This is a genomic window from Blautia sp. AF19-13LB (assembly GCF_003479105.1).
GTDB lineage: Bacteria > Bacillota > Clostridia > Lachnospirales > Lachnospiraceae > Fusicatenibacter > Fusicatenibacter saccharivorans.
Genome location: NZ_QUGO01000004.1, coordinates 138,495 through 150,795 on the forward strand (window position 1 = coordinate 138,495; position 12,301 = coordinate 150,795).

Here is a 12,301-nt window from a genome sequence, read left to right on the forward strand (position 1 = left end):
TTGTATGAAAGTAATATGGGGAAAATTTGGTACAGGTGTAGATTTGATTCTGTGTGTTATTGTTAATTACTATGTGGTGAGTATATGGGTAAATGGAAAAGATGAGTTTCATGCATATTCATTAAAAACAAGTATTATATTTCTAATAGAGGTAATGCTCGTTTTAAATATGGGGAAAACAGACCGGTCTGACCGATACCAGCGGAGAAAATATCGGAAAGCTCAATCCATTCCGCTATCGTGCTTACTGCTACGATGACGACACCAAGCTCTATGTCACCGCCAGCCGCTATTACGATCTGGAATTGTGCAGATTCCTTTGCGCAGACAACTTTGATGTTGCAAAAGCGGAAATGTTCAAAAAGTTAAATTAGTAGGTGGCAAATATGAAGGCAGGATATCGTAAATTTTATAAATATTTTAGTATATTGGTATTTATGGGCTGCGGATACCTTATGCTGAATTTTTGGGAAGAGGGAAAAGGTCAAATTAGTTCTTATAACATGCAAGATAAAGCACTTATGATATTGTGGTTTATGATTTATACTTTTGGTACGGCTGCTGGAATTATAAATACTTTAACCAGTATTTACATTTATGAATGGGGAATGCAGATCTCATTTTTGAAATATAAGAAAAAAATCGAATGGGAAGAATTTTCTGTTATACGAAGATATCATAATCATTTTTTCTTCAATATGTCAAAACAAAAAGATGCAGGTCCGTATTGGGCAATGTTTCATCCCTTTACCAGTTTTGTAATATTCGATAATTCGCGAAATCGTTCTGTTCATACCATGCCGCTTAACGCCGACGAATTTTGTGAACTGCTCACTTCATATGGTGTTCAGTACACGGAAAGAAAATAAAGATCGAAGGAATTAAAGAGAAAATATGAGAGCAGGATATCGTAAGTTTTTTATGTTTGCACAAGTTGCTACATTAATAGGCATCGGGTATCTTATGACAAGATTTTGGGAAGATGCAAAAAATCAATGTGAATTATATAATTTGCCTCAAAAGCTTTGGGTAATATTTGGAATAATGTTTATTTGTGGGATAGTGTCATGGGGAAGTGTAGATGCTTTAACACGTATTTACATCCATAAGTGGGGAATGGAACTTGCCTTTTTGGGATATAAGAAAAAAATTGTATGGGAGGATTTTTCCGTTATACAAAGATATAAAAATCATTTTTTCTTTAACGTATCAAAACAAAAAGATAGTGGTCTGTTTTTTTCAACATATCATCCATTTACTAGCTTTGTGATATTTGATAAGTCACAATTTAGTTGTGTCCGTACTATGCCAATCAGTGCCGACGAATTTTGTGATCTCCTCACTTCATACGGTGTCAAGTATACGGAAAGTAAATAAAGTATGAGAAGAGTGGAAATGGCGGTAAGATCCTATGAATTACCAGCCACTTCCCTTTTTATACGCAAATTTGGAAAAAGAAAGAAGGAAATGTTTTAGAATTACAGTTCGTTGATACCAGTGAACTATAACAGAAAGTGTTCTGCTTCCCTGTTGTTTTTACGGAGAAAAGAGTGTAAAATAAATACAGACATCATTACATTGGTGGAGGATAAACAGTTGCTTGAATGGATTAATGTCTTTAAAGTGAACCGGAAAATTAAATCCCGTCTCTGGCCGTGGATCAAGATTATTTTAAGCATTGTTCTTTTCTTTGCGGTATTTTACGGTGACATCTATGTTCATATTCTGGATGGAACAAATCTGGGACGAATTGTGGAAGCAATGATTCTGGTTGTGTTTTCGTTTCTGGACTATCTGATCTGCTTTATTTCCGTAGCCGAAATGGACTGCCTGAAAGACCGGCGGTATGCGGCGGCGAAAGAGAGCGGTGAATTTTACACGATTTCCCAAATCGAAAGCTCCCTGTTCAACTACGTGCCGCGTACCTATACGATTTATTACCAGCGGGGAAGCAGAAGACTTACCTTCGGCGTACGGACAAGAACGACAGGAAATCTGCTGGAAATGGGCAGCAGAGAATATTTCATAGGACCGACAGGAAAGCGCGAGCAGATTGTGAAAGACCTCGATACGCTGATGAAAGAAGTAAAAAAATACGCAAGATTTGACAAAGTCCTGGTACAGGCAATCAATGGAGAACCGGTAAAGAAATGATGCCGGTTCTTCTTGCTTTTACGTAAAAATGCAGGTAAGATAAAAACAGCATGAGTGTAATACACATGCGTGAAAAATCATCAACAGAGAAGGTATGAAAATGGAGGAAACAAAAGATGAATTATCTGAAGGAACGGGATGGTGACCTGTTCTCCAATGCGGATCTGAAACGGCTGATTGTGCCGCTTCTGATTGAACAGCTTCTTGCCATCGCAGTCGGCATGGCGGATTCAATTATGGTATCCAGTGTCGGCGAGGCGGCGGTGTCGAGTGTGTCGCTGATTGATACAATCTTTATTCTGCTGATCAACATGTTCACCGCGATTGCAACCGGCGGAGCCGTCGTGTGCGGCCAGTATATCGGAAAGAAGCGGCCACACAAAGCATGTGAGGCAGCTGACCAGCTTCTGCTGGTGACAACGGCGCTGTCAGTTGTGATCATGGCGGCGGTCTATCTTTTAAAGCCGTTTATTCTGCATGTTGTGTTTGGAAACATTACGGCAGAGGTAGAAAGAAACTGCAATATTTATCTGATGATCGTAGCGGCCTCCATTCCGTTTCTGGCGGTTTACAACGGCTGTGCGGCCATTTTCCGTGCGCAGGGTGATTCGAAAACGCCGATGAAAATATCCATCGTCATGAACCTGATCAATATTTCGGGAAATGCGCTTCTGGTCTATGCGCTGAAATTCGGCGTGGACGGCGTTGCGATTCCGACGCTGCTTTCACGTATGTACGCGGCTGCGGCAGCATTTGTTCTCGTACATAATAAGCGGTATCCAGTGCGGTGCTCTTATCCGGTGAAATTAAAACCGGATTTCCATATGCTGAAAAAAATCCTTGGCATCGGCATTCCGAACGGCCTCGAGAACAGTATGTTCCAGCTCGGCAAAATTATGGTCTTAAGTATGATCACACAGTTCGGAACAGCGTCGATCGCGGCAAATGCGGTGTCCAACACGATTGCTGTCTTCCAGACACTGCCCGGTATGGCGATCGGAAATGCAGTGCTGACCGTAAGCGCACAGTGCGCGGGAGCGGGAGACTATGAGCAGGTAAAATACTATGCGAAAAAGCTGCACATCATCATTTATGGCCTGATGATCGTCTGCTGTCTCGGTGTCATCGCGGCACTTCCGGCGGTGCTTCACGTTTACAGTCTGTCTGCGGAGGCAACAGCCATGACGGAAGATATCATCGTTTACCACGGCATCTGCTGTATGATAATCTGGCCAATTGCCTTCAATCTGCCGAATGTACTCCGCGCGTCCAATGATGTGGCATTTTGCATGATTCTCTCGATTCTTTCCATGTGGATCTGCAGAATCGGCATGAGCTATGTGCTCGGTGTGCGTATGGGATTCGGCGTCTTCGGTGTCTGGGTCGCCATGACGATGGACTGGGTTGTTCGTGCCATTTTCTTTGTCCTTCGCTATCGAAGCGGGAAGTGGCAGCATCAGACGTGATGAAAAATACGGAATGTTTTGGGGAGAGAGAAAGAAAAAACGATACATCTGGAGGAAGTTATTATTATGAAAAACGCAAAGAAACTGATTCCCGGAGCGGCGATTGCGCTGGTGATTGCCGCTGCGGCGAAATTCCTGGAAAGCCTGGAGGAGAGCGCCGGACTGCACTTTATCGGGGCATCGGTCATCGCCATGTTTATCGGTATGATTGTGAATGCCTTTTACAAGCCGAACAGCGTGACAGCGCCGGGAATTAAATTTACATCGAAGAAGATCCTGAAATTTGCGATTATTCTGCTCGGTGCGAGCCTGAATATCCGCACGGTGCTGACGGTCGGAAGATTTTCCCTGACGGTTATGGTATTTACCCTGGCAACGTGCTTTGGCCTCGGCGCACTGATCGGAAAAGCACTTGGACTGAACTGGAAGACGAGCAGCCTCATCAACGCCGGCACGGGTATCTGCGGCGGTTCCGCGATCGCGGCAATCGCGCCGGTCATCGAGGCGACCGATATGGACATTGCCTATGGCCTCTCCGCAACGTTTTTATTTGATACGGTCATGATTGTCGTATTCCCGATCCTCGGTCACTGGATGGGCCTTTCGGATGCCGCGTTTGGCCTCTGGGCCGGAACTGCGGTCAACGACACATCAAGCGTCGTTGCCACCGGTTACGCATTCAGCGAGGCCGCCGGTGATTTCGCAACCATGGTAAAATTGACACGGACCCTCGCCATCATTCCGGCTGTTCTGGCATTCGCCGCCATCAACGTACATCTGAAACGGAAGGCGCAGGCAGCAGAAGGAACCGCCGTAAAGGTAAGCATCAAATCCATTTTTCCATGGTTTATCTTAGGTTTTCTCGCCATGTCAGCACTGACCTCCTTAGGTCTTATCCCGGCAGGCACAGCAGCCGCATTAAAAACCATCAGCAAATTTCTGATGGTGGCCGCCCTTGCGGCCATCGGCCTGAACACCGATTTCAAATCCCTCTGCCGCTCCGGCGCAAAGCCGATGCTGCACGGATTCATCATTTCGCTGCTGGTAGTCCTGGTAGCGATTGCAGTCGAATTTGCGATCGGCATTGCGCCGCATGGGGTACTGTAAAGAAACAGAGAATTAAAAATCCAGGCATCCGTATAGGATGCCTGGATTTTTTAAATCAAAACGGGTTTGTCGTTTCCTTCAAAAACGTTTTCAAAACCTGCAGCACCCCGTTCTCCCAGTACGGCGGGCAGGTGTGTTTTGCTGAGGCGATGACTTCCGCTCGGGCGTTGGAGACGGCGTAGCTTTCGCCGGCGTTCTGAAGCATCTCGATGTCGTTTAGGTTGTCGCCGAAGCAGCAGACTTCGTCTGGGGTAAGGCCAAAGTAGTTCATCAGAAATGAGAGACCGGTCCATTTGCTGACGCCGCGGGCGTTGCAGTCCAACCATTCCTTACCGGCGACAGCGAGTTTTGCCTGATGTTTCCACGCCGGGATGAAATTTGGGGAGCAAAGCTCTTCACAGGAGGTTGGATGGTAGATCGTGAATTTGATAATGTCCTCGTTTTCTACCTTCGACAGATCCGGTACTTCGCGGACATCGAAGCCGTAGGAGTCGCGGAGCCAGTGAAACATGCGGCTTCCGGCATCTTCGGCGAGGCAGTAGTCCGGGGTGGCGGCAAAGCAGTCGCAGGACGGAAGTTCGTCGTGTACCATGCGGCACATGGATTTCCAGAGTGCCGTTTCCATCGGATATGTTTTCAGAATCTTTTCCGGTGTGCGCACGACAGTTCCGCCATCGGAGATGTAGAGCAGGCGGTCCTTGATCGGAGCGAAAAGCTTCTGTTCACTGGAAAACTGGCGGCCGGAACAGACAACAAAATGGATGCCCTGGTCGACAAGCCTGGAAACAACAGTCATATATTCCGGGTCGATCAGAAGTGTGCCGTCTTTGACGAGCGTTCCATCGACATCGGTTGCGATCAACTTTATCATAATAGAAAATCTCCTTATCTTGTCACAGAAAAAATTCAAACTATAGCAAGACCAGAAAATAACGCAAAAAAGGCAGTGCTGCAGGGCGCGAATTACAAGGAACGGATTTGAAGGCGTACCGGGGTACGACGAAAATCCGTGACGCAGTAATTCACGTTCTGCAGTGCTGAATTTTTTGCATTATTTTCTGGGATTGCTATAAACATGATTATATCGTGAATTGCTTCGGGGTGCAAGCCGGAACCGGAGGAACGCAAAACTCCACGTTGACGAAACGCAGAAATAAGGCGTAAAATAAAGAAAAATATATATCCACAGGGGGATTTTTATTATGGCATTTATTCAGGTAAGCTTCATGTCAAAAACTTTAATGCGCACCGTACCGCTGCAGGTTATTCTGCCGGTCGACAAATTTACCTTTGGGCAGCCGGAGCGCGAGGAAAAACCGTTTAAAACGCTGTATTTGCTGCATGGCATTTTTGGAAATGAGACAGACTGGGTTCATGGAACCAGAATCCAAAGATGGGCAGAGGAGAAAAACCTTGCCGTTGTCATGCCGGCCGGCGAGAATGCGTTTTATGTGGATCAGCCGTCCATCGGTGCCATGCACGGACAGTTTATCGGAGAAGAACTGGTTGAGATTACAAGAAAAATGTTTCCACTGTCCAGAAAAAGAGAAGACACCTTTATCGGAGGCCTTTCCATGGGTGGTTTTGGCGCACTCAGAAATGGCCTGAAATATCACGATACCTTCGGGGCTGTGATCTGCCTGTCCGGTGCACTTCATGTGCTGGAAAATCCGGAAGAGAGCAGAGCGGACAGCTTTGCACATGAAGAAGGTTATTTCGGAAATCTGGTCGAAGCAGCAAAGAGTGACAAAAACCCGGCTGTTCTTATCGAGCAGTTAAAGGAAGCACGGAAAAAAGATCCGTCTGTCAATGTGCCGACCGTATTCCAGGCGTGCGGAACAGAGGACGGACTTCTGGAAGTAAACCGTCTCTACCATAAACGGATGGAAGAGAGCGGCATGGACATTGTCTACTATGAGAGCAAGGGTGGCCATGAATGGGATTTCTGGGATGAGTGGATCAAAAAGGCACTGGACTGGCTGCCACTTGAGGAAAAGACGGAAGGCCTGAACAGCGGAAACGTAAATGTTTAAAGAAAAAGAAAAATCCGGCGGATCAGACCGTATATACAAAAAAAGGGAGACAGGCAATGCCAGAGACGAGAAATGACGAATTGTACCGTGCGTTAAAACACAACGGTTACCCGGACGACTTCTGCCGGGAAATTGCATACCGCCAGATGAACACCGATTTTACCGCCACGCGGATGCTCGGCTATCTCTACCGCGTCACAAGCCCGCGCGCCGAGGACGTTGTCGATGAGATGCTGGCTATTTTGAGTGACCGCAAAGCATGGATTGAGAAAAAACAGTCCGAGGAAGCCCAGGCGGCAATCAGCAGAATGTATCGGGAAGGCCTGTAACCTGGGCGGGCGTTTATGCAGAAAAAGCAGAAGGAACGGGCTTGCATTCTTTTCCGGTTTCTGCTACAATCAGTGCAGTGAAAAAGCGACGAAAAGAAACAGTAGCGACAGAGCGCATTCAGAGAGAAAGCGGCAGGTGAAAGCTTTTTGCAGAATCTATCGTGAACCGGTCTTGGAGCTGTGCACCGAAGAGAAGAAAATCCATCAGGGAAAATTTATTTCGTAGGCTGCACCGGGATCTCCCGTTACAGAGAAGGTACAGAGAGCAGAGATCACGCGTATTACAAAATACAAAAATCGTGGGGTACAAATGCTTTGTGTCAGAGTGCAGGAGTTTTCCTGAATTTAGGTGGTACCGCGGATAAAAAAATTCGCCCTAAACTGCAGCTTGCGGTTTAGGGCTTTTTTCTGTTTGAAAACTGCGCATCGCATTCTCGTTGCTTCAGTGATGAGTTAGATGCGCAAAATGTTGAATAAAAGCTTAAAATCGGACAGGCTGGAATGTTCTCGCGTCTGGAAGACTTCAGATGTTGAAAACCCAAAGAATAAGGAGGAAATCAGAAAATGAAACTTGAAAAATTAGTAGGAGAGCGCTTCAAAGAAAGACCTGCTGACTGTGTCATCGACAGCCATGCTATTATGGTAAAAGGCGGATACATCAAATATATGGCAAACGGAATCTATTCTTCCTATCTGCCGCTGCGCCGCATTGTGCGCAAAATCGAGCAGATCCTGCGCGAGGAAATGGACAAAATCGACGGCCAGGAAGTGCAGTTCCCGGTTGTCATGCCGGCTTCTCTGTGGGATGAGTCCGGCCGTTACGATAGCATCGGCGATGAACTGCTGCGTTTCACCGACCGCAACAATGCCAAAATGGTACTCGGCATGACCCACGAGGAGGCAGCCGTACACCTTGTACGCGAGTATGCACAGAGCTACACCAAATATCCGTTTATGATCTATCAGATCCAGACAAAATTCCGTGATGAGGCCCGTCCGAGAGCCGGACTGATCCGTGTGCGTGAGTTTACGATGAAGGATGCTTACTCCTTCCATACCAGCCAGGAAGATCTGGAGCAGTATTACGAGAAATGCCACGCAGCATACGAGCGTATCTTTGAGCGTGTCGGCGTGCCGGAGGTGGTATCTGTCAAATCCGATTCCGGTATGATGGGCGGAAACATTTCCCATGAGTTCATGCTTCTGACTCCGGTCGGAGAGGATTCCATCGTTCTGTGTGATTCCTGCGATTACAGAGCCAACATGGAGGCAGCTGAGAACATTTCCGATATCGCAAGAGACGCAGAATCCGCTGCACTCGAAAAGGTTTATACACCGAACGTCCACACCATTGAAGACGTCTGCAATTTCTTCGGAGACGAGACAAAGAACTCCTGCAAAGCCGTTGTTTATCAGCAGAATGTTGATGATAAATACGTTGTCCTTTTCATCCGCGGCGATCTCGAAGTCAACGAGACGAAGCTGGTCAACTTCCTCGGCGAGCAGGTTCACGCAGCCGTGATCACCGAAGAATGCGGCCTGAACGCAGGCTACATCGGACCGGTGAACCTGAAGGTGAACGGAGATGCCGTTGTCCTCTACGATAAATCCCTCGAGGGAAGAAATAACCTTTCCTGCGGAGCCAACGAGGCAGAGCATCATTACAAAGGACTCGACATGGAGCGCGACGTTCCGAATGCCGAGTATCACGATTTTGCAAAAATCCAGGAGGGCGGCATCTGCCCGAAATGCGGCAAAAAGACTGTGAAGATCTCCAGAGGTATCGAGGTCGGAAATATCTTCCAGCTTGGAACCAAATATACAAAATCCATGAATATGACCTATGTCGATGCAAACGGCGAGAGCAAGACCCCGATCATGGGATGCTACGGTATAGGTGTCGGCCGTCTGGCAGCATCGGTCTGCGAGGCACATCACGATGAGTACGGCCCGATCTGGCCGAAAGCTATCGCTCCGTGGCAGGTACACCTCTGTGCAGTCCGCGTCGATGACGAGAAAGTCAGAGCATATGCGGACAAGCTGTACGAGGATCTGCAGAATGCAGGCATCGAAGTGATCTACGACGACAGAAGCGTCAGAGCCGGCGTAATGTTTGCCGATGCCGATCTGCTCGGCATTCCGCTGCGCATCATCGTAAGCCCGAAAAACATGAAACAGGGCGTTGTCGAGGTTGCATCCCGCGATAAGACTCTGAAAACACAGATTCCGCTGGAAAATGTGATGGAAGAGATTAAACAGTATCTGTAATGATTCAGAACCATGCGAAAGGGAAGAAAAATCGAGATGGGGCTCGGAAGAAGTTCGACAGGAGAAAACACGATATGGAACTCTGGGATATCTATGATGAAAACAAACAGCCGACCGGCCGCACGATGAAACGGAATGACTGGCATATGAAGCCGGGCGAGTTTCACCTGACCGTACTCGGCGTAATCGCAAGACCGGATGGGACCTTTCTTATCACAAAACGTGTCATGACGAAAGCCTGGGCACCGGGCTGGTGGGAGGTTTCCGGCGGCGCGGCACAGGCAGGAGAGAGCTCCTGGGAGGCCGTGCGCCGTGAGGTCAGAGAGGAAACCGGACTCGATGTGAGCAAGGCTGACGGCGGTTATCTCTTTACCTACCGGCGCATCAACCCGGATGAGGGAGACAATTACTTTGTCGATGTCTATCGCTTCGTGATGGATGTCAAAGACGAAGATCTCCATCTTCAGGAGGAAGAAACAGACGGCTACCGTTTTGCTGCGCCGGACGAAATCAAAGAGTACGCCGCAGAAGGTAAATTCCTGCATTATGACAGCATCCGCCAGGCATTTGAACTGTAACAGAGAAATAAGATAATAAAAACGCGTTCCCGCCGGAAACCACAGGGGTTTCCGAAAACGGGAACGCGTTTTCTTAGCCTTAGAGCGTGTCTGAAAAAGGCTTTTCGCAAGCAGTTTATTGCAGTTAATTGCGATTGAATACTTCGCGGTTGAGCGCCTTTTCCTGATGGCTGACAATCGTTGTGCAGACAGCATCGCCTGTGATGTTGACGGCGGTACGCAGCATATCGAGAATACGGTCGATACCCATGATAAGAGCGATACCCTCCGTTGGCAGTCCGACGGAATTCAGTACCATAGCCAGGGTAACAAGTCCGACGCTTGGGATACCGGCGGTACCGATGGAAGCCAGTGTTGCGGTAACAACAACCGTTGCGAGGTTTGCCGGAGTCAGATGAATACCGTATGCCTCTGCGATGAAGATGACAGCGACACCCTGCATAATGGAGGTACCATCCATGTTGATGGTTGCGCCGAGCGGAATGGTGAACGAAGAAATCTGCTTCGAGACACCCATCTTTTTGTTCAGGGTATCAATCGACATCGGGATTGTCGCGTTGGAGGTTGCGGTGGAAAATGCAAATCCCATAACCGGAAGGAATTTCTTCACGAATTTAATCGGATTCAGCCGTGTGAATACGAACAGAAGAACCTGATAAATGATGAAGCACTGCAGTGCCAGCGCCAGTGTTACATTTCCCATGTATTTCAGCATCGGTGCGAACGCAGAAAAGCCGACCGTTGCAAAGGTACGTGCAATCAGACAGAAAACGCCGACCGGGGCCACCTTCATGACCGTCATGGTCATTTCCATCATGACATCGTTAAACTGGCTGATAAAGTTGGAAACGACCGAAGCGCGGTTTCCGAGCTTTGCCAGCATTACGCCGACAAACAGGGCGAATACGATGATGGGAAGCATATCGCCGTTTGCCATGGAACCAATCGGGTTCTTCGGGATGATGTTGAGCAGTGTATCCACCAGGCTGACGCTGGAATCTGCTGCTGTCGAGGACAGGTCGGCTTTCTGAACCGCACTCATGTTAAGTCCGAGCCCCGGGTGAATGAGCAGGGCGGTTCCAAGTGCGATGCAGACGGCAAGTGCTGTGGTAACAAGGTAAAAGCCGATCGTTTTTACGCCGACCTTTCCGAGGGTTTTGCTGTCTCCGATGGACATACTTCCGCAGACGAGGGAGCAGAAGACAAGCGGTACGACAAGCATCTGCATCAGGCGGATAAAGCCCTGTCCGATGACATACAGCACACCTTCTACGATGACGGTGTCCTTGATATAGCTGGACGGGATCCAATAGTGAATCACCACGCCGAGCAGCGCACCGGCCAGCAGGGCAATAAAAATCTGGGTGGAAAGCCCGAGCTTCTTTTTTGACTTTTCCGTTGTTTCTTTTCTGTTTCGGACCATTATTCGATTCCTCCGGTTTCTTCGAGATATTCTTTCAGTGCCGTTTTCCAGTCGAGCGGCTCAGGAATACCGGTCAGACGGAGCATCATGTTGTCCAGAACAGAATAGGTCGGGCGGACATCATCGCGTGCGACAACCGGGTAGAGATCAAGGTCACCGGTTTTTCCGGTATACTCGAGGATGGTTCTTGCAAACTCATAGCGGCTGCAGCTTCCGGGGCAGACAACGTGGTACAGACCATACTCCTCGCTGTCGATAAAGTGGCAGATCACGCGCGCAAGCTCAAAAGCACTGGTCGGAGCCGCATACTGGTTGTTTGGAACCTCCATCGTGCCGCCTTTTGCCGCATTGCGGAGTACTTCATCCACAAAATCGCGGCCGATCCCGTAAATCCAGGAGCTTCGGATGATGACAAAGCGGTTCAAAAGCTGTGTCAGGATTTTCTCTCCGGCCTCTTTTGATTTTCCGTAGATCGTACGCGGATGCACGGTATCAAACTCGTTGTACGGGATGCGGGATTCCTTGTCGAAAACATCATCCGTTGAGATCTGAATAACCTTTGCGTCGATATCATTGGCGGCAAGCGCTACGTTGCGCACACCGATGGCATTGACACGATAGGCTTCGTCGATGTTTTTTTCACACTCGGCAACGTCGGTCATACCGGCACAGTTGATGATAACGTCGGGACGGTTGACATAAACGAACTGTGTGACTTCATCGATTTTGGTAATATCAACCTCGTGAATATCCGTCGGAAGAAGCTGATATTCCACACCCTCCAGCAGTTCCAGAAGGGCAGTACCGATGTGGCCTTCGGCACCTGTAATCCATATTTTTTTCATAGGTTCTCTCCTGTCCTTGATTTATATACAGAAAAACTGTAATTGTATTTATTTTACCTGCGGACTTTACAGAAGTCAATAAATTATGGAAAGTCTCT

Annotated in this window: 13 protein-coding genes and 1 other annotated feature; of the genes, 10 read left to right on the forward strand and 3 right to left on the reverse strand. The window is 48.0% G+C overall.

Annotated elements, in window-relative coordinates; all coding sequences use genetic code 11:
* The first annotated feature begins 4 nt into the window (after positions 1–4).
* From DWX32_RS05715 to DWX32_RS05740, 6 genes are all read left to right on the forward strand, one after another.
* Entirely contained in the window at positions 5–259 is a 255-nt protein-coding gene (locus tag DWX32_RS05715) for a hypothetical protein (RefSeq protein ID WP_118659403.1), read from the forward strand.
* A 127-nt stretch (positions 260–386) separates the two neighbouring features.
* The gene (locus DWX32_RS05720) at positions 387–869 is read left to right on the forward strand and encodes a hypothetical protein (RefSeq protein ID WP_117761627.1); all 483 of its coding nucleotides are present in this window, start codon (positions 387–389) and stop codon (positions 867–869) included.
* A 25-nt stretch (positions 870–894) separates the two neighbouring features.
* Positions 895–1,377: a hypothetical protein gene (locus DWX32_RS05725; RefSeq protein ID WP_055219945.1), complete on the forward strand. Its 483-nt coding sequence runs from the start codon at positions 895–897 to the stop codon at positions 1,375–1,377.
* A 219-nt stretch (positions 1,378–1,596) separates the two neighbouring features.
* The gene (locus tag DWX32_RS05730; protein WP_117802370.1) at positions 1,597–2,154 is read left to right on the forward strand and encodes a hypothetical protein; all 558 of its coding nucleotides are present in this window, start codon (positions 1,597–1,599) and stop codon (positions 2,152–2,154) included.
* A gap of 116 nt (positions 2,155–2,270) precedes the next feature.
* Positions 2,271–3,620: an MATE family efflux transporter gene (locus DWX32_RS05735; RefSeq protein WP_117802371.1), complete on the forward strand. Its 1,350-nt coding sequence runs from the start codon at positions 2,271–2,273 to the stop codon at positions 3,618–3,620.
* 66 nt (positions 3,621–3,686) lie between these two features.
* Positions 3,687–4,727: a YeiH family protein gene (locus tag DWX32_RS05740; RefSeq protein ID WP_117802372.1), complete on the forward strand. Its 1,041-nt coding sequence runs from the start codon at positions 3,687–3,689 to the stop codon at positions 4,725–4,727.
* Between the two features lie 55 nt (positions 4,728–4,782).
* Here DWX32_RS05740 and DWX32_RS05745 read toward each other — a convergent pair whose 3' ends face one another.
* Positions 4,783–5,598, reverse strand: a complete 816-nt coding sequence (locus DWX32_RS05745) for a Cof-type HAD-IIB family hydrolase (RefSeq protein ID WP_117804931.1) — start codon at positions 5,596–5,598, stop codon at positions 4,783–4,785.
* 331 nt (positions 5,599–5,929) lie between these two features.
* Between DWX32_RS05745 and DWX32_RS05750 the strand changes: the two genes are divergently transcribed.
* The 4 genes from DWX32_RS05750 (at position 5,930) to DWX32_RS05765 (ending at position 9,935) form a co-directional block, all read left to right on the forward strand.
* Positions 5,930–6,760, forward strand: coding sequence for an alpha/beta hydrolase (locus DWX32_RS05750; RefSeq protein WP_055219937.1), 831 nt, complete (start codon positions 5,930–5,932; stop codon positions 6,758–6,760).
* 56 nt (positions 6,761–6,816) lie between these two features.
* A complete protein-coding gene (locus DWX32_RS05755; protein WP_022461797.1) occupies positions 6,817–7,089 on the forward strand; it encodes a hypothetical protein in 273 nt (90 codons plus the stop codon).
* Positions 7,090–7,168: 79 nt separating this feature from the next.
* Positions 7,169–7,471: a binding site (T-box leader), on the forward strand.
* 182 nt (positions 7,472–7,653) lie between these two features.
* Complete coding sequence (locus tag DWX32_RS05760; protein ID WP_118659404.1) at positions 7,654–9,357, forward strand: proline--tRNA ligase; 1,704 nt, start codon at positions 7,654–7,656, stop codon at positions 9,355–9,357.
* 74 nt (positions 9,358–9,431) lie between these two features.
* The gene (locus DWX32_RS05765; RefSeq protein WP_118659405.1) at positions 9,432–9,935 is read left to right on the forward strand and encodes an NUDIX hydrolase; all 504 of its coding nucleotides are present in this window, start codon (positions 9,432–9,434) and stop codon (positions 9,933–9,935) included.
* A 124-nt stretch (positions 9,936–10,059) separates the two neighbouring features.
* Here DWX32_RS05765 and DWX32_RS05770 read toward each other — a convergent pair whose 3' ends face one another.
* Positions 10,060–11,358: a dicarboxylate/amino acid:cation symporter gene (locus DWX32_RS05770; RefSeq protein ID WP_118659406.1), complete on the reverse strand. Its 1,299-nt coding sequence runs from the start codon at positions 11,356–11,358 to the stop codon at positions 10,060–10,062.
* The gene (gene rfbD / locus DWX32_RS05775; RefSeq protein WP_117509864.1) at positions 11,358–12,203 is read right to left on the reverse strand and encodes a dTDP-4-dehydrorhamnose reductase; all 846 of its coding nucleotides are present in this window, start codon (positions 12,201–12,203) and stop codon (positions 11,358–11,360) included. Before rfbD ends, DWX32_RS05770 begins: the two co-directional genes overlap by 1 nt.
* Positions 12,204–12,301 lie beyond the last annotated feature (98 nt).

Excerpts from the sequence above, each read along its gene's own strand:
- DWX32_RS05755 (WP_022461797.1), top strand. The coding sequence starts at position 6,817 with ATGCCAGAGACGAGAAATGACGAATTGTACCGTGCGTTAAAACACAAC.
- DWX32_RS05770 (WP_118659406.1), bottom strand. The coding sequence starts at position 11,358 with ATGGTCCGAAACAGAAAAGAAACAACGGAAAAGTCAAAAAAGAAGCTC.
- rfbD (WP_117509864.1), bottom strand. The coding sequence starts at position 12,203 with ATGAAAAAAATATGGATTACAGGTGCCGAAGGCCACATCGGTACTGCC.
- DWX32_RS05765 (WP_118659405.1), top strand. The coding sequence starts at position 9,432 with ATGGAACTCTGGGATATCTATGATGAAAACAAACAGCCGACCGGCCGC.
- DWX32_RS05760 (WP_118659404.1), top strand. The coding sequence starts at position 7,654 with ATGAAACTTGAAAAATTAGTAGGAGAGCGCTTCAAAGAAAGACCTGCT.
- DWX32_RS05735 (WP_117802371.1), top strand. The coding sequence starts at position 2,271 with ATGAATTATCTGAAGGAACGGGATGGTGACCTGTTCTCCAATGCGGAT.
- DWX32_RS05720 (WP_117761627.1), top strand. The coding sequence starts at position 387 with ATGAAGGCAGGATATCGTAAATTTTATAAATATTTTAGTATATTGGTA.
- DWX32_RS05745 (WP_117804931.1), bottom strand. The coding sequence starts at position 5,598 with ATGATAAAGTTGATCGCAACCGATGTCGATGGAACGCTCGTCAAAGAC.
- DWX32_RS05725 (WP_055219945.1), top strand. The coding sequence starts at position 895 with ATGAGAGCAGGATATCGTAAGTTTTTTATGTTTGCACAAGTTGCTACA.
- DWX32_RS05750 (WP_055219937.1), top strand. The coding sequence starts at position 5,930 with ATGGCATTTATTCAGGTAAGCTTCATGTCAAAAACTTTAATGCGCACC.
- DWX32_RS05715 (WP_118659403.1), top strand. The coding sequence starts at position 5 with ATGAAAGTAATATGGGGAAAATTTGGTACAGGTGTAGATTTGATTCTG.
- DWX32_RS05740 (WP_117802372.1), top strand. The coding sequence starts at position 3,687 with ATGAAAAACGCAAAGAAACTGATTCCCGGAGCGGCGATTGCGCTGGTG.